The 21,669-nt window shown below is 64.4% G+C and carries 19 protein-coding genes and 1 pseudogene; 12 read left to right on the plus strand and 8 right to left on the minus strand.

The features are described 5' to 3' along the window. Positions 1-46: 46 nt before the first annotated feature. Positions 47-1,036 (plus strand): dihydroxyacetone kinase subunit DhaK, encoded by a 990-nt coding sequence (gene dhaK / locus ACIGJE_RS10735; RefSeq protein WP_394310350.1) that lies wholly within the window; start codon positions 47-49, stop codon positions 1,034-1,036. A gap of 182 nt (positions 1,037-1,218) precedes the next feature. Here the strand turns inward: dhaK and ACIGJE_RS10740 are convergent, their stop codons facing one another. Then, positions 1,219-1,767, minus strand: coding sequence for a cysteine hydrolase family protein (locus ACIGJE_RS10740; protein WP_367624180.1), 549 nt, complete (start codon positions 1,765-1,767; stop codon positions 1,219-1,221). 104 nt (positions 1,768-1,871) lie between these two features. On the opposite strand from ACIGJE_RS10740, the gene ACIGJE_RS10745 reads away from it, so the two are divergent. The 3 genes and pseudogenes from ACIGJE_RS10745 to ACIGJE_RS10755 all read left to right on the plus strand — a co-directional run bounded on the left by ACIGJE_RS10745 (position 1,872) and on the right by ACIGJE_RS10755 (position 5,838). After that, a complete protein-coding gene (locus ACIGJE_RS10745) occupies positions 1,872-2,831 on the plus strand; it encodes a GlxA family transcriptional regulator (protein WP_367624179.1) in 960 nt (319 codons plus the stop codon). Between the two features lie 286 nt (positions 2,832-3,117). Then, positions 3,118-3,471: pseudogene (locus tag ACIGJE_RS10750) on the plus strand (tetratricopeptide repeat protein); the annotation flags it as partial. Positions 3,472-3,573: 102 nt separating this feature from the next. Beyond that, positions 3,574-5,838 (plus strand): tetratricopeptide repeat protein, encoded by a 2,265-nt coding sequence (locus tag ACIGJE_RS10755; protein ID WP_483680237.1) that lies wholly within the window; start codon positions 3,574-3,576, stop codon positions 5,836-5,838. Positions 5,839-5,905: 67 nt separating this feature from the next. On the opposite strand, the gene ACIGJE_RS10760 is transcribed toward ACIGJE_RS10755, so the two are convergent. Next, positions 5,906-6,502, minus strand: coding sequence for a TetR/AcrR family transcriptional regulator (locus ACIGJE_RS10760; protein WP_311933641.1), 597 nt, complete (start codon positions 6,500-6,502; stop codon positions 5,906-5,908). 79 nt (positions 6,503-6,581) lie between these two features. On the opposite strand from ACIGJE_RS10760, the gene ACIGJE_RS10765 reads away from it, so the two are divergent. Both ACIGJE_RS10765 and ACIGJE_RS10770 read left to right on the plus strand, forming a co-directional pair. Further along, positions 6,582-7,856: an MFS transporter gene (locus ACIGJE_RS10765; RefSeq protein ID WP_415083390.1), complete on the plus strand. Its 1,275-nt coding sequence runs from the start codon at positions 6,582-6,584 to the stop codon at positions 7,854-7,856. Positions 7,857-7,959: 103 nt separating this feature from the next. After that, positions 7,960-9,405, plus strand: coding sequence for an aldehyde dehydrogenase family protein (locus ACIGJE_RS10770; protein ID WP_149254160.1), 1,446 nt, complete (start codon positions 7,960-7,962; stop codon positions 9,403-9,405). Here ACIGJE_RS10770 and ACIGJE_RS10775 read toward each other — a convergent pair. From ACIGJE_RS10775 to ACIGJE_RS10785, 3 genes are read right to left on the minus strand one after another with little or no spacing between them, the layout of a single operon-like run. After that, positions 9,390-10,031: an HD domain-containing protein gene (locus ACIGJE_RS10775; RefSeq protein ID WP_415083388.1), complete on the minus strand. Its 642-nt coding sequence runs from the start codon at positions 10,029-10,031 to the stop codon at positions 9,390-9,392. The two genes, ACIGJE_RS10770 and ACIGJE_RS10775, sit on opposite strands and share 16 nt — an antisense overlap. After that, the gene (locus ACIGJE_RS10780) at positions 10,028-10,291 is read right to left on the minus strand and encodes a hypothetical protein (RefSeq protein WP_367624176.1); all 264 of its coding nucleotides are present in this window, start codon (positions 10,289-10,291) and stop codon (positions 10,028-10,030) included. The genes ACIGJE_RS10775 and ACIGJE_RS10780 overlap by 4 nt, the downstream gene beginning before the upstream one ends. Before the next feature lie 49 nt (positions 10,292-10,340). Beyond that, positions 10,341-11,726 (minus strand): aminotransferase-like domain-containing protein, encoded by a 1,386-nt coding sequence (locus ACIGJE_RS10785; RefSeq protein WP_415083385.1) that lies wholly within the window; start codon positions 11,724-11,726, stop codon positions 10,341-10,343. Between the two features lie 303 nt (positions 11,727-12,029). Here ACIGJE_RS10785 and ACIGJE_RS10790 point away from each other — a divergent pair, with 303 nt between their 5' ends. From ACIGJE_RS10790 to ACIGJE_RS10805, 4 genes are all read left to right on the plus strand, one after another. Further along, positions 12,030-13,154: an ABC transporter ATP-binding protein gene (locus ACIGJE_RS10790; protein WP_415083383.1), complete on the plus strand. Its 1,125-nt coding sequence runs from the start codon at positions 12,030-12,032 to the stop codon at positions 13,152-13,154. A gap of 118 nt (positions 13,155-13,272) precedes the next feature. Then, positions 13,273-14,322, plus strand: a complete 1,050-nt coding sequence (locus ACIGJE_RS10795) for an ABC transporter substrate-binding protein (protein ID WP_415083381.1) — start codon at positions 13,273-13,275, stop codon at positions 14,320-14,322. Positions 14,323-14,487: 165 nt separating this feature from the next. Next, a complete protein-coding gene (locus ACIGJE_RS10800; RefSeq protein WP_415083379.1) occupies positions 14,488-15,714 on the plus strand; it encodes an ABC transporter permease in 1,227 nt (408 codons plus the stop codon). Positions 15,715-15,717: 3 nt separating this feature from the next. Further along, on the plus strand, positions 15,718-16,548 hold the full coding sequence (locus ACIGJE_RS10805; RefSeq protein WP_415083464.1) for an ABC transporter permease: 831 nt from the start codon (positions 15,718-15,720) through the stop codon (positions 16,546-16,548). Between the two features lie 18 nt (positions 16,549-16,566). Here the strand turns inward: ACIGJE_RS10805 and attM are convergent, their stop codons facing one another. Both attM and ACIGJE_RS10815 read right to left on the minus strand, forming a co-directional pair. Beyond that, positions 16,567-17,358 (minus strand): AttM family quorum-quenching N-acyl homoserine lactonase, encoded by a 792-nt coding sequence (gene attM, locus ACIGJE_RS10810; RefSeq protein ID WP_415083377.1) that lies wholly within the window; start codon positions 17,356-17,358, stop codon positions 16,567-16,569. Positions 17,359-17,392: 34 nt separating this feature from the next. Next, positions 17,393-18,685 (minus strand): hydroxyacid-oxoacid transhydrogenase, encoded by a 1,293-nt coding sequence (locus ACIGJE_RS10815; protein ID WP_311933630.1) that lies wholly within the window; start codon positions 18,683-18,685, stop codon positions 17,393-17,395. Positions 18,686-18,935: 250 nt separating this feature from the next. On the opposite strand from ACIGJE_RS10815, the gene ACIGJE_RS10820 reads away from it, so the two are divergent. Next, positions 18,936-19,724: a FadR/GntR family transcriptional regulator gene (locus ACIGJE_RS10820; protein ID WP_483680043.1), complete on the plus strand. Its 789-nt coding sequence runs from the start codon at positions 18,936-18,938 to the stop codon at positions 19,722-19,724. Between the two features lie 7 nt (positions 19,725-19,731). Here the strand turns inward: ACIGJE_RS10820 and ACIGJE_RS10825 are convergent, their stop codons facing one another. Next, the gene (locus ACIGJE_RS10825; protein WP_311933625.1) at positions 19,732-20,730 is read right to left on the minus strand and encodes an extensin-like domain-containing protein; all 999 of its coding nucleotides are present in this window, start codon (positions 20,728-20,730) and stop codon (positions 19,732-19,734) included. Positions 20,731-20,840: 110 nt separating this feature from the next. On the opposite strand from ACIGJE_RS10825, the gene ACIGJE_RS10830 reads away from it, so the two are divergent. Continuing rightward, positions 20,841-21,527: a nucleotidyltransferase family protein gene (locus ACIGJE_RS10830; protein ID WP_367624168.1), complete on the plus strand. Its 687-nt coding sequence runs from the start codon at positions 20,841-20,843 to the stop codon at positions 21,525-21,527. The last annotated feature ends 142 nt before the right edge of the window (positions 21,528-21,669 follow it).

Raw genomic sequence — 21,669 nt, forward strand, 5'->3', positions numbered from 1 at the left:
CCTGCAGCGGCCCGATCTAACCACGAACAATATGGAGGCCCATGGAATGAAGAAGCTCATCAATGCTGTCGACGACGTGCTGGCGCAGAGCCTGGACGGATTCGCGGCCGCGCACGCCGACATCGTCACCCTGGGCGAGGAGCGCAAATTCGTGCGCCGCCGCCAGGTCAAGCCCGGCAAGGTGGCCCTCATCTCCGGCGGTGGGTCCGGTCATGAGCCGCTGCATGCCGGCTTCGTCGGCTTCGGCATGCTCGATGCCGCCTGTCCGGGCCAGGTCTTCACCTCGCCCACGCCCGACCAGATGATGGCGGCGGCCGAGGCCGTCGATGGCGGTGCGGGCACGCTCTATATTGTCAAGAACTACGAGGGCGACGTGATGAACTTCGCCATGGCGGCGGAGATGGCCTCCGGCCCCGTCGAAAGCCTGATCCTCGACGACGACGTCGCCGTTGAGAATTCGACCTGGACCACCGGCCGGCGCGGCGTTGCCGGTACGCTGATCGTCGAGAAGATCCTGGGCGCCGCGGCCGAGCGTGGCGACGACCTCGCGAGCCTCAAGGCATTGGGCGCGCGCGTCAACAGCCATACGCGCTCGATGGGCGTAGCGCTGACCTCCTGCACGGTGCCGGCCGCCGGCAAGCCGACTTTCAGCCTCGGCGAGGACGAGATGGAGATGGGCGTCGGCATCCATGGCGAACCGGGCCGTCGCCGCGTCAAGCTGGCTTCCGCCGATGCCATCGTCGACGAGATGCTGGGCGCCATCGTCGGCGACCTCTCGCTGACCTCGGCCACCGAGGTCCTGCTCTTCGTCAACGGCTTCGGCGGTACGCCGTTGATGGAGCTTTATCTGATGCAGGATAGGGCCCGCAAATGGCTCGACGGCAAGGGCATCAAGGTCGCCCGCTCGCTGACGGGCTCCTATGTCACTTCGCTCGACATGGCCGGCTGCTCGCTGACGCTCTCGGTGCTGGACGACCAGGCCAAGGCGCTGTGGGATGCGCCAGTGCATACCCCGGCCCTGCGCTGGGGTATGTGAGGGGCGTGGGCTTGTCGGGTGCCGCGGGGCCAGCAGCTTTTGGTCCAGACGAATAAGACGCAATCTTCCTTCTCCCCTTGCGGGAGAAGGTGCCCCAAAGGGGCGGATGAGGGGTGACGCAAAACCTTCCCCGAGATATGCGCCAACATCCCTCATCCGTCATTGCGCCTTTTCTTGCTGCCTCAACCCGCCAGCAGTTCATCCGTCGAAGCAAGCTTGGCGTAGCCGAAGGCGAGCGATGCCATGGCGGCGGCATGGACCTGCGCCGCCGGTACGGTGACTCCGCCGAATTCCAGGTCCCGTGTGGCCGCGGCATCATGGGCAACGGTGACCGCATAGCCGAAATCGGCTGCCGCCCGGGTCGTCGCCTCGATGCACATATGGCTCATCGCGCCGGCGACCAGGAGGTCGGTGACGCCGGCATCGTCGAGCAGCTTCTTGAGGTTGGTGTCCCTGAAGGAGTTGGGGAAGTTCTTGACGACGACCTCTTCGCCGGCGCGGTTGGCGACACCCGGGTTGATCTCGGCGCCCGGCGTGCCGGCCACGAAGAAGGGGGCATCCGCCTTGGCCGCTTCATGGCGCACATGCACTACGAGGTCGTTCTTCGTCCGGGCCGCCTCCAGCAGGCGCGCGGCATTGGCGGTGGCCGCCTCGATGCCGGACAGGGTCCATTTGCCTCCCGGGAAATAGTCGTTCTGGATATCGACGAGGATCAAGGCACGCTTGGACATGGGGTGTTTCTCCAGTTTCAAAGGATGTCGTGATTGCTGAAATAGGACGCGCAGGGCAGAATGCCGATTGGCACATGTGACAAAAATCAGGGCGAAAGTGACAAATGACCTCGGCTCCCTCCGAGATCGGCCTGCTGGCCTATCCCGACGTTCAACTGGCCGCGCTCTATGGTCTGACCGACCTCTTCGCCATCGCCGACAGAATCGCGCGGGAGCGCAGGGAAGGCAGTGGCCCGCTGCTGCGAGTGAGCCATTGGGAGTGTGATGCCGGCGGCCAGATCCGCAATCGTGACGGCGCGGACGACGCGATCCCAAGCATGATCATCCTACCGCCGAGCCTGGCAAAGCCGCCGAGCGACGCCTGGACCTCCAACCTCGCCGAATTCCTGCGCAACTGTCATGGTCGCGGCAGCGTGCTTGCCTCGGTCTGCATCGGCGCTTTCCTGCTCGCGGAAACCGGATTGCTCGACGGGCGCGAGGCGACCACCCACTGGAGCTACGCCGATGATCTCGCCGAGCGCTTTGGCAAGGTCAGGGTGGATTCGGCCAAGATCGTGATCGACGACGGCGACATCATCACTGCCGCCGGATTGATGTCCTGGACCGATCTCGGCCTGAAACTGGTGGAGAAATTGCTCGGAACCAGCGTGATGGTGGCGACGGGACGCGCCATGCTGGTGGATCCGCAGGGGCGCGAGCAGCGCCATTACAGCGTGTTCTCGCCGCGGCTCAACCACGGCGACGGAGCGATCCTCGCGGTTCAGCACTGGCTCCAGCAGGCCTATGCCGGCGACGTCGACGTCAACGCCATGGCGGCCAGGGCCGGGTTGGAAAGGCGCACCTTCCTGCGCCGTTTCGGCAAGGCCACGGGCCTGAGGCCCATCGAATATTGCCAGCAATTGCGTGTTGCCAAGGCCCGCGACATGCTGGAGACGACGCGGCTTTCCTTCGACCGCATCGCCTGGAATGTCGGCTATGGCGATCCGGTTTCCTTCCGCAAGATCTTCGTGCGGACGATGGGATTGACCCCGGGCGATTATCGCCGCCGCTTCGGCGCGGCGTGAGCCACGGGGGCCGTCGTGTCCGACAAGTGTAATTCAAGGCACACTTGCAGGGTATTTTTCAACTATCAAGATTGCTGCGAAAGTCGTTGGGATTTTGCTCGGGGGATTGGCCATGCGCAGGATCGGCGTTCTGATCTGCGGATTGCTTTTCTGGACTCTGCTTGATCCGGCCCAAGCTGGTATCGCAGACGATATCTATGCCCAAGGCAATCATGCCGAGGCTTTCAGGCTTTATAAGGCGCAAGCCGAAACAGGCGATGCGAGTGCCCAGCTCAAGATCGCCGTGATGCTGCATGAAGGTCGGGGCGTTGCGCGAGACGATGTTCAGGCCGCCGCCTGGATGCGCAAGGCGGCCGATCAAGGCAATGCCAACGCGCAATACAATCTTGCTTCCCTCTACCTCAAGGGAGAAGGGGTGCCCCAGGATTATGGGCAGGCGGCTTTTTGGTATCGCAAGGCTGCTGACCTGGGACATGCCGGAGCGCAGAATGCTCTCGGCTTTCTCCATGCCAAAGGCTGGGGCATGCCGCAGGATTTCGGTCAGGCCGTCATATTGTTTCGCAAGGCACTGGCGCGGGGGGATAGCGAGGCTCAGTATAATCTCGGCATCCTCTATGAACGCGGCCAGGGCGTGGTACAAAACAATGCCCAGGCAGTAGCCCTTTTCCGCAGCGCGGCCGAGCGGGAGCATGTCAAGGCGCAGATTGCCCTCGGCACCATTTACGCTGAGGGACGGCAGGATTTGGCTCAAGATTATGGCCAGGCCGCCTTCTGGTTCCGCCGAGCTGCCAACCGGGGCAACGCCGAGGCGCAATACGGTCTCGGCCAGATGTATCTTCAAGGCAAAGGCGTCACGCAAAGTGCCAGCCAAGCCGCCGATTGGTTCCGCAAGGCGGCAGACCAGGGCAATGCCGCTGCGCAGAACAGCCTAGGTTCCCTCTACGCCAGTGGTCGGGGCGTGTTGCAGGAAATTGCGCAAGCTGCCGCCCTTTATCGCAAAGCGGCTGCTCAAGGCCATGCCGGCGGACAGTACAATCTTGGCCTGCTCTACGCCGACGGCCGGGGTGTCGCCCAGGATTACGGCCAAGCTATCGAGCTGTATCGCAAAGCAGCCGTTCAGGGAGATGCCTTGGCGCAGAACAATCTCGCCGTTCTCTTTGCCGAGGGGCTGGGCGGGCCGCGCGATTATACCCAATCGGCCGCCCTATTCCGCAAGGCGGCCGAGCAGGGCCATGTCGAGGCGCAGTTCAATCTCGGGCTCCAATATGCCAGGGGACTGGGCATGCCCCTGGACTACGGCCAAGCGGCCTTGTGGTATCGCAAGGCCGCGGATCAAGGCCATGCTGGTGCCCAAACCAATCTCGGTCTGCTCTATCGAAACGGCCAGGGCGTGGCCCGGGATTACGAGCAGGCGGTAGCCTGGCTCGGCAAGGCGGCGGCCCAGGGGGATGCCGATGGCCAGAACAGCCTCGCTGCCCTCTATGTCGAGGGCCAGGGCGTCAAGCGGGACTATGGTCGGGCGGCCGACATTCTCCGTAAGATCGCCGAACGGGGACACGCCGGAGCGCAATACAATCTCGGCTTCCTCTATGAAAAGGGGCTAGGTCTCACCCAGGATTATGGGCAGGCCGCGTTCTGGTTTCGCAAGGCCGCGGATCAAGGGGATGCGGGGGCGTTGAACGAACTGGGTTCTCTCCATGCCCTCGGGTACGGTGTGTCACAGGACCATGCCAAGGCTGCCGAACTCTATCGCAAGGCCGCTGATCGAGGCTTTGCCAGGGCGCAGTACAACCTCGGCATTCTCTACGCCAATGACCAGGGGACGGCACGAGACTATGCCCAGGCAGCCTTTTGGCTGAGCAAGGCTGCGGATCAGAATGATCTCAACGCTCTGGTGGACCTGGGCGTGCTTCATGCCAATGGCTGGGGGGTAAAGCAAGATTATGCCCGAGCCGGGGAGCTCTATCGTAAAGCCGCCGCGCAGGGCCTGGCCAGGGCACAATACTATCTCGGCGATCTCTATGAGAACGGTCGCGGCGTGCCGCGCGATTATGTCTTGGCCGGTGGCCTTTATGGCAAGGCGGCCGAGCAGGGCGATGCCGACGCGCAGAACAGCCTGGGCATGCTCCATGCGAATGGCTGGGGTGTCACACTGGACCTGGGACAGGCGACCGCGCTTTACCGCAAAGCCGCCGAACAGGGCAATGCCAAGGCGCAGTTCAATCTCGGCACGGCTTATCTGCAGGGCAAGGGCGTCGCACAACGCCAGGATGAGGCCGCCCTCTGGTTCCGCAAGGCCGCCGACCAAGGCGATCTCCACGCTCTGAACGCCCAAGGCGTGCTTTACGCCAATGGCTGGGGCGTGGCGCAAGATTATATCAAGGCCGCGGCTCTCTTCCGTAAGGCCGCTGACCGAGGCAATGCCCAGGCACAATTCAATCTCGGTCGCCTTTGTGCCAACGGGCAGGGGGTGAGGCAGGACTATGTCGAGGCCGTGGCGCTCTATCGCAAGGCTGCCGATCAGGGCGACGCCAATGCACAGAACGACCTCGGCGCGCTCTATGCCAAGGGTCAGGGCGTAGTGCAGGACCAAGCCAAGGCTGCAGCGTTCTACCGTAAGGCGGCCGTCCAGGGCCATGTCACCGCGCAGGTCAATCTCGCCGCCCTCTATGCCAACGGTCAGGGCATGCCGCAGGACTATTTCCAGGCTGCCTTCTGGCTCGGCAAGGCGGCCGAGCAGGGTGACGCCGCCGGGTTGGATGGCCTTGGCACCCTTTATGCCAATGGTTGGGGCGTGCCGCAGGATTACGTCATGGCTGCGGACCTCTTGCGCAAGGCGGCCGATCAGGGGCGTGCCAGCGCGCAATATGCGCTCGGCACCCTATATGCGCGGGGGCTGGGCGTTGCCCGCGACAAGCAGCAGGCTTTGTTCTGGTTTGGCAAGGCTGCGGACCAGGGACATGCCAAGGCCAAGGCTGAACTGCAGGCAGCAATACCGGCGCAGTGAAAGCTCTGAAGCATCGGCAAGGAAGGTCGGCGATCGATTGGGCGCCTTTCGTCCCGCGCGCTCCGGCTCAATCCTTCAGGCTTGCCTCGATCAGCATGTCGGCGATCACAGCGACCGAACCGGCCGGCCCGCCCTCGTGGAAGATCTGGCCGCTGACGAAAGCGCCTTCGATCAACAGCAGCAGCCCGTCGGCGAGCAAGCCCGGATTCCTGGCGCCCATGCGCTCGGCCATGCCTTCCAGGCGTTCGCGCAGCAACACCTTGCCGCCCTCGGCGACCATGCGGGCGGGATTGTCCTCCTCCGGATATTCCACGGCGGCGTTGCTCAGCCCACAACCGCGGTAGCCGGCCAGGGTTGCCCTTTCGCCGAGGCCTGCCAGGTAGTTGCGCAGATGGGTGCGCGGGTCGTTCTCGAAGCCGACGCCCGCACCCTCGAAGCGGGCCCAGAACTCGGCGTCGTAGACCCGGACATAGGCGGCCGCCAGTTCATCCTTCGAATTGAAGCAGCGATAGAGCGTCGGCTTGGTCACGCCGGCTTCCGAGGCGATGGTATCGACGCCGACAGCCCGGATTCCCTCCTTGTAGAAGAGTTCGCGCGCAGTCTTGAGGATGCGTTCCGCCGCGCGTGGCTGCGGTGGCGAAGCGGCGTTTGCGGATCCGGTCATTTGCCTCTTTCCAATTTTCGACAACGATGTTACAGACCGGTACGTATCAAGTCAATCTCGACATCCTACAGGTCTTCCGATGCAGCGCGTCAGCCGCCGGCCCTTCGGCCAGAATTATGCATTCGTCGTCGTCGCCGTCATCTTCCTTTCCCTGCTGGTGGCGGCCGGTGTGCGTGCCGCGCCCGGGCTGCTGCTCCAGCCCCTGCACAAGGCATTCGGCTGGGGTATCGACACGATCTCGCTTTCGGGGTCGATCGGCATCCTGCTCTATGGCCTGGTCGGCCCCTTCGCCGCGGCCCTGATGAACAAGTTCGGCATCCGCCGGGTGCTGGTCATCGCTCTGACGCTGATGGCCGCCTCGATCGGCCTTAGCCTGCTGATGACGCAGTCCTGGCAGTTGATCGCGACCTGGGGCGTGCTCTCCGGGCTCGGGTCGGGCTGCGTCGCCATGGTGCTGGGTGCCACCGTCGCCAATCGCTGGTTCAAGACCAATCGCGGCCTGATCATGGGGCTGATGGCGGCCAGCGCGGCAACGGGCACGCTGATCTTCCAGCCTGGTCTTGCCAAGCTTTCCGAGATCGGCGGCTGGCAATTGGTGGTCGCGGCCGTGGCGATTGCCTGTGCTGTCCTGATTCCGCTTGCCTTCTTCCTGGTGCCCAACCATCCCAGTGACATCGGCCAGCGCCCCTATGGCGCCGATCCCTCCGCGCCGATCGAGCCGCCACAGGCCCAGACCGGCCTCATCGATGCCTCGCTCGGCGCGCTGGTGCGGGCAGCCCGCACGCGCACCTTCTGGTACCTGTTCGCCACCTTCTTCATCTGCGGCTTCACCACCAACGGCCTGGTGGGCATGCACCTGATTTCCTTCTGCGGCGACATGGGCATCCCGGAAGTGCAGGCCGCCGGCCTGATGGCGATGATGGGCATCTTCGACCTCTTCGGCACCACTTTCTCGGGCTGGCTGACCGATCGATACGATCCGCGCAAGCTGCTCTTCATCTATTACGGCCTGCGCGGCATCGCCCTGATCTATCTGCCCTTCAGCGGCTTCAACATCTATACGCTCACCATTTTCGGCGTGTTCTACGGCCTCGACTGGATTGCCACCGTGCCGCCGACCGTGCGCCTGACCAACGAGGCCTTCGGCGATCGCGACGCTCCCGTGGTGTTCGGCTGGATCGCGGCGGGCCACCAGATCGGCGCCGCCAGCGCTGCGGCCCTGGCCGGCTATATGCGGGTGCTGCAGGGAAGCTATGTCGAGGCCTTTCTCTTCTCGGGCCTCACCGGTATCATCGCCGCGCTGATCGCCCTCCTGATCGTGCGCCAGCGCGTGACGGCGGTTGCAACTGCCTGATGGGCGCCACCAGAAAATTGCCGGCCGCGTCAAGCTGCCGGTTTGCGCCGGGCATTTGTTAGACTAATGTCCGGCCGGTTTCGTTATCTCTAGGATCTTCCCGATGACACTGCATGCCCGTAACTTCATCGCCGGCGAATGGGTCGCCTCGTCCGATCTCGCGCCGGACGTGAATCCCTCCAACACCGCCGAGATCGTCGGGCACTTCCCCCGGGCGACCAAGGCCGAAGCCGAAAAGGCCATTGCTGCCGCCAAGGCTGCGTTCCCCGGCTGGAGCCGCTCGACCCTGCAGGAACGCCACGACGTGCTCAAGCGCATCAGCGACGAGATCCTGGCACGCAAGGAGGAGCTCGGCGCCATCCTGTCGCGCGAGGAAGGCAAGACCCTGCCCGAAGGTATCGGCGAGGTGGCGCGGGCCGGCCAGATCTTCGGCTTCTTTGCCGGTGAAGCCTTGCGCCTGGCCGGCGAGATCATCGGCTCGGTCCGTCCCGGCGTCGGCGTCGAGGTGACGCGCGAAGGCATCGGCGTGGTCGGCCTGATCACGCCCTGGAACTTCCCTGCGGCCATTCCGGCCTGGAAGATTGCCCCCGCGCTCTGCTACGGCAACACCGTGGTGCTGAAGCCGGCCGACCTCGTGCCGGCCACCGCGCATGCGCTGGGCGAGATCATCGCCCGCTCCGGCCTGCCGGCTGGCGTGTTCAACCTGGTGATGGGCCGCGGCTCGGTGGTCGGCGAGGCGCTGCTGTCCTCGCCCGACGTCGATGCCATCTCCTTCACCGGCTCGGTCGGTACCGGCCGCAAGATCGCCGCGACCTGCGTCGCCTCTTCGCCGATGAAGAAGGTACAGCTCGAAATGGGCGGCAAGAACCCCTTCGTCGTGCTCGACGATGCCGACGTCAAGGTGGCGGTGGAAGCCGCCGTCAACGGCGCCTTCTTCTCCACCGGCCAGCGTTGCACGGCCTCCTCGCGCCTGATCGTCACCGATGGCATCCATGATGCCTTCGTTGCCGCGCTCGTCGAGCGTCTCAAGGGGGTTACCGTCGACGATGCCATGAAGGCCGGCACCCATATCGGCCCGGTGGTCGATCAGAGCCAGCTCGACCAGGACCTGAACTACATCAAGATCGGCAAGGACGAGGGCGCCAAGCTCGCCTTTGGCGGCGATCTGGTGAAGCGCGAGGCGCCCGGCTTCTATCTGACGCCGGCCTTGTTCACCGGCGCCAGCAACGACATGCGCATCGCCCGCGAGGAAATCTTCGGGCCGGTCGCCGCCGTGGTACGCGTCAAGGATTATGACGAGGCGCTGGCCGCCGCCAACGACACCGAATTCGGCCTCTCCGCCGGCATCGCCACCACCAGCCTGAAATACGCCACGCATTTCAAGCGCAATGTCCAGGCCGGCATGGTGATGGTCAATCTGCCGACGGCGGGCGTCGACTATCACGTGCCGTTCGGCGGGCGGAAGGGCTCGAGCTACGGCCCGCGCGAGCAGGGCCGCTACGCCGCCGAGTTCTACACCACGGTGAAGACCAGCTACACGCTGGCCTGAGGCGGCTCGCCTTCCGTCAACTTTGCGAGGGAGCGCGCGAGATTGGCGCGCGCTCTTTCCTCCAGCCGTTCGGCGAAAAGGTCGCTGAAATAGAGCCTTGGGCGGGCCATGAAGCGCTGCAGCACGGCAGCCCGCCCGATGCGCCAGGCCGTCTCGGGCACATGCGCATATTCGCGGCGCACCGCCGCTTCATAGGCATCGAAGCGCGCCGCCTCAGCGCCGAGGATCTGCAGGTCGAGATCGAGGAAATAGGCCATGTCCGCCCGTTCCTGCGGGCCGACATCGCCTGCAAGCTCATGTTTTCGGGTGGCCAGGATCAGCGTCGCCACCCGTTCCAGTCTGCCCTGCCCGAGCCGCCTGCCGAGAACCTGCCGGGCAAGATCGGCGCTGCGCTCCTCATTGTCGGGCGCCGCGGCATCGTAGATGGCATCGTGGAACCAGATCGCGAGTTCGACGGCTTCGGCATCATGGAGGAGGGGGCGACAGTCCTGCAGCTCCGCCAGCATGGCCTCGATATGGCCGATATCGTGATAATGCCGGTGCGGATCCCGATAGGCCGTGAGCAAATCGGCGAAAGCCGGCTCGGGGATGGCCGCCGGTCTGGCGGGATTATCACCAGGGTTCATCGCAGCAACTCCCGGCGCGTCCATTCGGCCAGATTGCCAGAATCGTCACGGGCTCCGGCACCAGATTGAAGCTCGGCGAGCAGGTCCCGGCTGAAGGCTGTCGCGCCGATCTCGTCGATCAGCCTGAGAATGACGGCCTGCGCCTCGTCCTGACTGGCCTGCACCTCGGCGGGCGTATGCCGGCTCCACAGATAACCCTTGTCGTTATAGCCGGCGATGCCATGGAGATGGTCGACGAGACGCTGCCGGGTGGTGGTCAAGCTGGACTCTCCGCTGGACTCGGACGTCCATATGCCCGGAACTTATGCCTCAAATCGCACCCGAAAGCTCGAAATTGCCGGCATTGAGAAGGTTGGCGATGATGCCGAGCGCCTGTCGCAATTCGCCGCGCGAGGGTGCGGCCCCCACATTGATGCGGACGGCGTGGGCCAGGGTTTCCCGCCCGATTGCGAAGGCATCGGCGGGCAGCACGCCGACGCCGCGCTGGCGGCAGGCCCTGGCGAAACTGGCGCCGCGCCAGGGCTCGGGCAGGTGCAGCCAGGCGTGGGGCGAGGCTTCGTGGGTCTGGATGTCGAAAGCGGCGAGCGCTTCAGCGAGGATTGCCTGGCGCTCGCGAAGTTCCTCGCGCTGCCGCTCGATGATGCGAGCCGCCGTTCCTTCCTCCAGAAGGCTGGTCGCGATCAGCGGAATCAGCGGACTGACGCTCCAGCAGTCGATCCTCAACGCTGCCGCGACATTGCCGAGCACGGCGCGCGGGGCCACCACGAAGCCGAAACGAAGGCCCGGTGCGACGCATTTCGAGAGGCCACCGACATAGACCGTGAGTTCAGGTTCCAGCGTGGCGAAGGAGGGGAGGGACGTTTCGAGCAGCGGGCGATAGACATCGTCCTCGATGATCAACACATTGTGTCGTCTGGCGATCGTGGCCAATGCTCGGCGGCGGCCCTCGCTGAGGGTCACCGTCGTCGGATTATGCAGGCTCGGTACCAGGAAGACCGCGCGGGGGCGCCAGGTCTGGCAGGCGTCCTCGAAGGCATCCGGGCGCATGCCGTCGCGATCGGAAGGAAGGCCGCGCAGGTCGAGACCGTGCGAGCGGCACAGGGCGCTGATGCCCTGATAGGTGATCTGGTCGACCAGGATGACGTCGCCTGGCTGGGTCAGGGCCCGCAACACGCAGGCCAGGCCGTGCTGAGCCCCGTCGGTCAGCACCACGCGGCTGGCGTCGCCATCGCCCGCAACGTCCTGTAGCCAGCCTGCCACGGCGGTCCGGGCCCATAGCGGCCCTTCTGGGGGATGATAGTCCTGCAGGGCCGGGAAGCGACGATCCCTGGACAAGCGAGGCAGCAGCGCCGACAGGGCTTCGAGATAGGCGGAGGTGGCCGGCCGGTTTACCGACAGGTCGATCAGGCCGGCCTCGTCGCTGGGGGCGGATTTGAAGCCGGGGTCGTCGGTTTCGCGGGGGGCCACCAGGGTGCCGCGACCCGGGCGGGCTTCTACCAGGCCGCGCTGCTGCAGGGTCGAGAAGGCACGGGTGACCGTGGTGACGTTGAGGCCGAGGGCCTTGGCGATTTCGCGCTGGGGCGGCAGTTTCTCGCCTTCCGTCAGATCGCCACGGGCGATGCGTTCGCCGATGGCATCCGCCAGGCGTTGATAGATCGGCCGGTCGTTTTCCGGCAGCTCCAGATTATCCAGCATCTGCGTTCGGCGTTCCCAAAGGCCACCCTTTGGCCCCTCTTAGCATGGCGGATGAGCTCAGACAATGCGAGTTGTATGCGGTTTATCATAGAGACTTCGCCAATTGTATCCCATACAATTGGGTGATTTTGTGCCATTGTAGGGCCTTGACGCAGCCAAGCTTCGCAAATATGGTCACTCAAATAAAAGTTGTATGGTCACACAATTCTAACCCAAGGTCACGCGCCTCAAGCTCCAGGCAGAACCGTGGCGGCGGCACAGGGCAACCCTAACGGGCGCAGCGAAGGGGAGGTTGGGACAGCGATGGCAGCCCAGTCAGGCGATGGCAAAAAGGATGGCGCAAAATTCGTCGAATTCATCGACGTCGAGAAGATGTATGGCAGCTTCCATGCCGTGCGGCGGCTCAATCTCGATATTCGCCGCGGCGAGTTCCTGACCTTCCTCGGGCCCTCCGGATCCGGCAAGACCACCACCCTCAACATGCTTGCCGGATTTGAGCGGCCCAGTGAGGGCATGATCCGCCTGGACGGGCAGCCGGTCGAGCGGATGCCGCCCTATGAGCGCAATATCGGCATGGTCTTCCAGAATTATGCGCTCTTTCCGCATATGAGCGTGGCCGACAACGTCGCCTTCCCGCTGTCGGTGCGCAAGATCCCCAAGAGCGAGATCGGGCCTCGCGTGGTCCGTGCCCTCGAAATGGTCAAGCTTGCCCAGTTCAAGGACCGCAAGCCGACGCAGCTTTCGGGCGGCCAGCAGCAGCGTGTCGCCCTGGCGCGTGCGCTTGTCTACGAGCCTACCTTGGTGCTGATGGACGAACCGCTCGGCGCCCTCGACAAGAAACTACGCGAGCATATGCAGATCGAGCTCAAGCAGCTTCACGAGATGCTGGGCGTGACCGTCGTCTATGTGACGCATGATCAGAGCGAGGCCCTGACCATGTCGGATCGCGTCGCCATCTTCGAGAGCGGCGAGATCGCTCAGATCGGCTCGCCCGACCAGCTCTACAACGACCCGGCAACGGCCTTCGTCGCGAGCTTCATCGGCGAGAACAACGCTCTCGACGGCACGGTGGAACGGGTGAATGGCGACGAATGCGCCGTCATGTTGCCCGACGGGCTGAAGGTCATCGCCAAGGCGGTCGGGCCGCTGCCCCAGGGCGCGCCGGTCCAGCTCGCCATCAGGCCCGAGCAGATCAAGCTGGCGGCCGAGGTGAACGGCCACGACAACCGCATCGGCGCCACGGTCGATGGCTGCATCTATCACGGCGACCATCAGCGCCTGCTCGCCCGGCTCGCCAATGGGCAGATCCTGACGGTCAAGATTCGGCCCGAAGCCAGCATGGCCATGGGCGAGCCTGTCGATCTTGCCTGGTCGACCGGCGACTGCCGCGCCTTTCCGATGGGTACCGCGATAAGTGGTGGGCATTAGCGCACCTTACGACCGAACGAGCCTGCCAAGAGGCGCAAGGACACGTCGAAACGCAGAGTTAGGGCGAGAGAATATCCAACCATGAAAGCGCCTTGCTCTGGATAACCGGGAGAGAACCATGAGACGCCTGAGATTGTCGCTCGCACTCGCGCTGGCTGGAGCAGCGCTCTGTCACCAGGTGCAGGCCGCCACTGCGGGAGAGCTGACCATCATGGCGACGGGCGGCGCCTGGCAGGCCGCTCTGCGCCAGGCCTGGTTCGAGCCTTTTGCCAAGAAGGCCGGCATCACCTTCAACGAGCAGGAATATACGGGCGAGCTCGGCAAGATCAAAGCCATGGTGGAGACGGGCGACGTCCCGATCGACCTGGTTACGGTCGAGACCTCGACCGTGCTGCAAGGGTGCGATACCGGCGTCCTGATCCGGCTGGATTACGCCAGGATCGCCGATCGTTCGCGTTTCCTGCCCGGGACGGCCTTGGATTGCGGCGTCGGCATCGATGTCTACGGCGATGTGCTCGCCTATGACTCCAGCGTGCTCAAGCAGGCTCCCGCTTCGGTGCTCGACATCTTCGATACCCAGAAATTCCCCGGCAAGCGGGCCATGCGCAAGGCACCGGCCCAGAACCTCGAATGGGCGCTGATGGCCGACGGAGTACCGATCGACCAGGTCTATGAGGTGCTTGCCACGCCGGAAGGCGTCGATCGCGCTTTCAAGAAGCTGGATACCATCAAGAAGGACATCGTCTGGTGGGATGCCGGCGCCCAGCCGGCGCAGTTGCTCGCCTCCAAGGAAGTGGTGATGACCACGGCCTGGAACGGCCGCATCCAGAGCGCGATCGACCAGGACAAGCGCCCCTTCGCTTTGGTCTGGAACGACCAGATCGTCGAATTCGATATGGTAGCCATTCCCAAGGGCGCCAAGAATCTCGACCTGGCCTATCAATATCTCAACTATGTGGCCCAGCCCGAGGTCAGTGCGCAGCTCGGCCGCTTCATTCCCTACGGCCCGGTGATCAAGGATGCGACACCCTTCATTCCCAAGGAAGTCCTGCCCAAGCTTCCCACCGCGCCCGAGAACATGCAGCGGCATCTGGTGGCCAATGTCGAGTTCTGGGGCGATCACGGCGAAGACCTGGTGAAGCGCTTCAACGCCTGGCTGGCGCAGTAGGAGACGTTTCGCGCGACGACACCATAATCGGTGCAACCTTTGTCATTGCCGGGCTCGGCCCGGCAATCCAGCTCGCCTCCCGTCGATGTGTACGGGATTCTGGATGCCCCGGGTCAAGCCTCGGGCATGACAAGGGCGGCGCCTTGGTATGAGACGGGGACCGCTATGTCATCCACCGCAATACCGACGAGCGGCATTGTGCCGAAGGCCCGGCGAAAGGTTGATCGCGAAGGCCTGCGGCCGCTCGCGCTCGCGGCGCCGCTGCTTCTGCTGCTCATCTTCAGTTTCGGCGCACCGATCCTGTCCCTGTTGTCGCGGGCTATCTATGAGCCGACGATCGCCAAAACCCTGCCGCGGGCGGCTGCCGCCTTGGCAAAGGATGATGCGGGCGTGCCGGGCGAGGAGACCTTTCAGGCCCTGGGCGCCGACCTGAAGGATGCGGCCGGGGCCGGCTCCATCAACGAATTCGCCAAGAGCTTGAACACGCGCCTGCCGGGTGCGCGCAGCCAGATCCTGAGGCTGGGGCGCAGTACGGCTTCCGGCCAGACGCTGGACAAGGCCGCCATGATCAAGGCGGCGCCGCTTCTCGGCCAGGAGCGCGGCTGGGCTGCTATCAGGGGCGGCCTCAGCGGTTTCACCACCTTTTATCTGCTGTCCGCCTTCGACCTGCGTTGGACCGACCAGGGCAGCATCGGCATGGTGCCTCCTGACCAGGCCGTCTTCCTGCGCGTGATCGGGCGAACCTTCCTGATCGCGACATTGGTGACGCTGGGAACGCTGGTTCTCGGTTTTCCCCTGGGCTATTGGATGACCAATCTGCGGCCGGCCCTGGCCGGGATCGTCCTGGTGCTGGTGTTGCTGCCCTTCTGGACCTCGATCCTGGTGCGCACGGCCGCCTGGACCGTGATCCTGCAGAAATTCGGCCTGCTCAACGATCTCTTGCTCTGGCTCGGCCTGGCTTCGGAGCGGCTGGAGCTGATGTACAGCCGCACGGGGCTGGTTCTGGCCATGATCCATATCCAGCTGCCCTTCACCCTGCTGCCGATCTACAGCGTGATGCGATCGGTCCAGACTTCGCAGCTCAGGGCGGCCCAGTCGCTCGGCGCCAGGCCCTTCACGGTCTTTCGCCGGATCTATCTGCCGCAGGTGATGCCCGGCGTGCTGGCGGGCTGCCTGCTCACCTTCATCCTCTGCCTGGGTTACTACATCACGCCCGTGCTGGTTGGCGGGGCCAGTGACCAGCTCGTTTCCAACTTCATCGCCAACTACGTCAATGTCGAGCTCAACTGGGAGATGGCGGCCGCATTGAGCTTCGTGCTGCTGGCTTCCACCCTGGGCCTCTATATCGGCATGACGCGCTATCTCGGCCTCGACATCTTCAAAATGGGGTGAGCCATCATGCTGTCGCCTTACCCAACGCTCGGTGAACGGATCCGCGTCGGCCTGCTCTGGACCTGGTGCGTCCTGGTGCTGATCTTCCTGGTGGTGCCCATCTTCGTGCCGGTGCCGCTGTCCTTCAACTCGGGGTCCTTCTTCACCTTCCCACTCCAGGGCGTGTCCACGCGCTGGTACGAGGTGGTGCTGGGCACGCCGCGCTGGCTCGCGGCTATCGGCAACAGCCTGCTCATCGGCATCGGGGCCACCATCCTGGCCACCGTGCTGGGGACATTGACGGCGATCGGCCTCTCCGATCCACGTTTTCCGGCCCGGCGCCTGATCGTACCGCTGCTCATCTCGCCCCTGATCGTGCCGGTGGTGGTGACCGCGGTCGGCACCTATCTCTTCTATGCGCGGATGGGCCTCGCCAACAGCTATGTCGGCATCATCCTGGCCCACACGGTGCTGGCGAGCCCCTTCGTCGTGGTCACGGTGGGGGCGAGCCTGTCCGGCTTCGACCGCAACCTCATGCGGGCGACCGCCATCCTTGGTGCCAGGCCTCTGACCGGCTTCTTCCGCGTGATGCTGCCGCTGATCCTGCCCGGCGTGCTGTCCGGTGCGGCCTTCGCCTTCGTGACCTCCTTCGACGAGGTGGTGGTGGTGCAGTTCCTCGCCAGCGCCAGCCAGCGCACGCTGCCGCTCGAAATGTTCACGGGCCTGCGCGAACAATTGAGCCCCGCTATCACCGCTGCGGCGACCCTGATGATGGGGCTCTCGATCATCCTGCTGGTGGTCGCCAATCTGCTGGCAAGGCGGTCGCGACGGATGGGAGAGGCCGTCGCGCCGTAAGCTGCACCGGAGAGAGCCTCAGTCGTAGAAGCCCGGAGACTGCTTGAAGCTCGGCCAGGCGTCGGGGTCGTGGCCGGTGACCACCTTGGCATCCGTCTTCGCCGCCAGGGACCGCAGCTTCTGCACGGAGCGCACCGTATCGACCGTCGAGGCAAGGAAGCCGGGCAGGGCCCTCTCGTTCCAATGGTCGAGCGTGTAGGCGGCATCGACAGCCAGCAGGATGGCGCCGCTCTTGGGCAGGGTGACCAGGAAGGACTGGTGACCCGGTGCATGGCCGGGCGTGAAGATCATCTTGAGCGTGCCGTCGCCGAACAGATCGTAGCCATCGGTGGCCTCGGCCTCCAGGAATTGCCATTTCAGGCCGGGCCGGTCGAAATCCGCGCGGATATAGCCGCCGGCGGCGAACCAGTCCGGCGCATAGGCATATTCATATTCGCGGCGTTGCACGACATGCACGGCATTGGGGAAGCGGCCGATCGCGCCGGTGTGGTCGAGATGCAGATGCGACTGCACGACATGGGTGACGCCGTCAGGCGAAATACCCATGGCGGCAAGCTTCTGCACGCAGCCATCGCTCTCCTGCATCACCGGCCAATAGGTCTTCGAGATGCCGCCCCAATAGCCTCGCGGATCGCTGGCGCACTCGACGGCATTGCCGCCATCGATCACCACCAGCCCCTTGGGGTGCTTGAGCAGGTACCAGGGCACGGGGATCTCGTAGTCCGTGTTGGCACCCTGATTCATCTTGATGTTGTGCAGCTTGCACTTCAGCGTGCCGCACTGGAACATGTGCAGTTCGATCTCACCCATGCTTTCCTCCTGGTATTTTTTCCGTCCGGCATGCCTACCAGTTGCGCAGGGACTGGCGCATGACGGCCTCGATCCCGGCGGCATCGATGGCCTTGGGTGCGCCGACCAGGAGGCGTTGCTGCTTGAGCGCCCCTTGCACCAGAGCGGGAATGTCTTCCTCGCCATAGCCGAGTTCGGCGATGCCCGATGGTGCACCCACAGCCTTCATCAGCCTGATCAGGGTGTCCGGCAGCGAGTCCGGGCCCGGATTGGCGATCGGCCCGGCATTGAGGAGCTCTGCCGCCTGGATGTGCTTGTCGGGCGCCGCGTCATAGGTGAAGCGGAACACGGCGGGGGAGGTGACGATCACCGAAAAGCCATGCGGCACGAAATTGTGGCTCGTTTCATAGCCGGGGGCGCTGTAGCTGTGCTTGAGGCCGGCGAGGGGATAGGCGCAGGCATGCGGGATGTGCACCCCCGCCGTGCCGAAGCCGATGCCGGCCATGGTGGCGCCGAGCATCATGGTTCCGCGCGCTTCCAGGTCATTGCCGTCGCGGACGGCGCGCTCGAGGAAGCGCCCGCCGAACTCGATCGCCTTGAGGGACCAGATGTCGGCCACCGGATTGCTGCCCTGATAGGGCGGCCGATCATCCGGCGTGGCCGGGCGCGGCCTGGCGTCGAAGGGGCGGGAGATGAAGGATTCCACCGCGTGGCAGACGACGTCGAGGCCGCAGGAGGCCGTGACCGCTCCCGGCGTGGTGCGCGCCAGTTCGGGATCGACGATGGCCAGCGTCGGCCGCATGTAGCGATGCGAGATGCCGGTCTTCATCTTGAGTTCGGGAATGTCGAGGACCGCCACCGTGGTCGCTTCCGAGCCCGAGCCGGACGTGGTCGGGATGGCGATCAGGGGGCGCAGGGGCGAGGGAGGCTTGCGGCCGCCGCCGACAGGCGCGTTGACATAGTCGATGATGGCGCCGCCATGACTGCGGATCAGGTTGGCCACCTTGGCGGTGTCGATGGTCGAGCCCCCGCCCAGGGCAACGAAGCCGTCGACATCCTGGGATGCGGCGAAGGCCGCAGCTTCCCCCAGCGATTCGATGGTCGGCTCGACGAGAATGCTCTCGAAGACGCTGATGCCGACGCCGGCGCGCGCGATAATGCCGGTGACGCGTTCGGTAATCCCGAGCCGGCGCAGCCGAGGATCGGCGACCAGCAATATCTTGTGCAGCCCAAGGCGCTTGAGCTCCCAGTCGAGTTCCTCGACCGCCCCATTGCCGAATTTGAGCTGCGTTGCCTCCAGGGTGAAGATGGTCTCGTTCGCGCCCCGATCGATGGGTGCCATCGTCATGTCCTCCTGCGCCGGCGACCATTCTGCCGAGCCGGGCGAGGGAGCCGCGCGGCCAGTCCGTGATCGGGTCGTATGTCCTGACTTGCGAAGTTGATGGGAGGCTTCCACAATGGTAGAAACATGTCAATATCACATAGTGACATGGTCATATGATGAATTTAGTCTCGCGATGTTTTGAAACGGATTGTCGGTCCGCGTAACATTTCCAATCTCGGCAATGGTCCGCTCGAGAATCCAGGAGGAGGCGTATTTGGCCCTCAAAGAGCGAATGCGCCCGGTCCCGGAAGCTGCGGGGCCTGTCGGCGATGAGGACAGGCGGATCGGCAGGCCCTTGCCTCTGGCCGATCGGGTGGTTGCCGCGCTGCAGGAGGATATCGAGAAGGGGCACTATGAAGCGGGTGCCCGCCTGCCGACCGAGCCCGAACTGGCCGCCAGCTTCGGCGTCAGCCGCACGGTGATCCGCGAGGCGGTATCCCGGTTGAAGGCCGATGGCATCGTGGTCAGCCGCCAGGGCGCCGGGGTTTTTGTCAGCGCCGCCCCGCTGCAGCGCTCCTTCCGTATCCGCGATGCCGAAGTCGGCAGCGGCATTGCCCTGCGCGAGATCTTCGAATTGCGCCTGTGCCTCGAAGTGGAAGGTGCCGGTCTCGCCGCAGTCCGCCGTTCGCAAGACGATCTCGCCACGCTCCGGCACTGGCTGCAGGAAATGGATCGCACCAAGCTTGGCGAGGATCTCGGCGTCGGTGCCGATATCGAGTTTCATCGCGCCGTCGCGGCGGCAAGCGGCAATGGCAAGGTCGCCGATTTCCAGCGCTATCTATCCCTGCTGCTGCATCAGAGCGTGACGGTTGCCCGCAGCAACACCCTGACGCAGAAGGGGCCGGCTCATGTCGACAGCGTCATCGAGGAACATGGCGACATCTGCCGTGCCATCGAGGCGGGTTCGGCTGCGAATGCGCGCAGCGCCATGCGCCGCCATCTTTTGCGGGCGGCGACGCGGCTGGGTGTGATCGGGGAGGAAGAGGCGGCGCTCCTGGCTTAGGGCGCCGTCATTCGTCATAGCCGCCGGCCGGAACGTCCTGGATCGAGCCCGTATAGTCCTCGGACGGCGGCGGTGCCCCGCCGGCACCACGCTGCGCGGCGGCGACCCAGCCGGCGGGAGGGCGCGGGCGGCAGATGCTCTTGCTGCGTACGCCGTGGCGGGCGAGATCGAGATGCAGATGGTTGTCGTGCAGCGGCGCGCCGGGGCCGAGCACGGTGGTGAACTTGGCGCAGGCGCCAAAGGCGATATCGCGCCAGAAGCCGCGCTCCTGGGCCGAACCACGCCAGCCGGTCAGGATGCGCGTCTCGCGGCCGTCGGCCAGCTTGAAGCCCTTGACGTCGACGGCATTGGCGAAAGCGTGTTCGGACATGCGGCCGAAATGGCCATTGTTGCGCCGGCGGCAGGAATAGCTGCCGAACGTCGTCATCTCCACGATCGGGGATCCGAAATTGGCCATCGCCGCCGGCTGCACGTCCTGAACCAGCCAGCGTGTGATGGCGGGGATCATCGAGCAGGACAGCACCAGGCTGCGATCCATCGAGACCGAGAAGGGGCCACCGTCGGCGATACGAACCGGACCGGGGGATGGAGCAGCCCGGTAGGACATCGGAGCCGAAGCGTCGCCGTCACCGATCGCGCCGGTCTGGTCGCCGACCGCTGCAGGCGGCAGCAAGCCATCCGGTGCGCCCGATGGTTGCGGAGCATATTGCGGCTGAGGTGCCTCATTCGGCTGAGGGGCCACGGTTGCCGGTGCGCGGGGCCGCAGCGCCGCATAGACCGGCGCGGCAGGTGCTCCGGTGGTATTGAGGGCGGTGACGCGGAAGGGGTGGTCGACACCGCAGACGCCAGGTCCTTCGATCGCCTGGGCGATGCGAATGCCGGCGGTTTCCCGGACCTCGCCGGAAGCAAGGCACTGGGATTCGGCCTGGGCACGCCAGGGTTCTCGCTCTTCGAGATTGAAGAACGACCCGCAACCAGCCAGGCTACCCAGAACCGTACCCAGCACGAGAGAACACGCAACGCGACGCAACATACCCGGAGTTTACCGGCCATTTTCAAAAAGAAGCGTTAACCGCGCGGACGTGATCGATTTCATCCACGCGGGTCGCTTCCACGATGGCCAATCAGGCCAAAAGCGTGTATGCCGCTTTGCCTTTTCCAAAGAGAAAAGTGTCATCCATGCCCACGGACGATGATCGGCCTTTGGCGAATTACATCGCGATCGTCCTCGCCGGCGGCGAAGGGCGGCGCATGGGCTGCAACAAGCTGTTGCTCGATATTTCTGCCCGCCCGATGATCCGCCATGTCGTCGAGACCATCCGCGGCGTCATCGCCGACGTCATTGTGGTGACCGGCCACCAGCGGGAACGCATCGAGGAGGCGCTCGTCCGCACACCGGTCGAATTCGTGGCTTCGCCTCCGTCCGATGGCGCGGCGACCGCAATCCGGCGGGCTTTTGAGCGCGCGCGCCTGCTCGCGGCCCAGAGGCGGTACGACGGTATCATGTTATGTGTCGGCGATCAGCCGCGACTGACGGAGCGTGAAATCGCCGGTTTGATCAAGCAATACAGCGCCGGTGACCGGCGCAAGGCACTGGTTCCGGTACGCGGCGAGCGAAGAGGCTACCCCGTGATGATACCGCCGGATTTTGACGTGGAGGGCGTTGATCTTTTGAGCGAAAGTCTGATTGCCGATTATCCCGACCAAATCGCGGCTTTTCCTACACGCAATCCTGTCTATGATTCCAGCTTGGACACGCCGGAAGATTTTCGGAGCTTTTTTGCAATCTCGGAACGTCTCTAGCACGTACTTTAATACCTAGAGCGCTCCGTATCGCGTGGAATTCGTCGGACTAGTTGCATGCGTGGGATGGCCGAATGTGGCCGTAGACGTTAGGTTTTGTGTGTTAAACTTTTAAAACAAAACCTAATACCAAAATATTGGC

Source organism: Labrys sp. E2SS-1L (assembly GCF_057073705.1).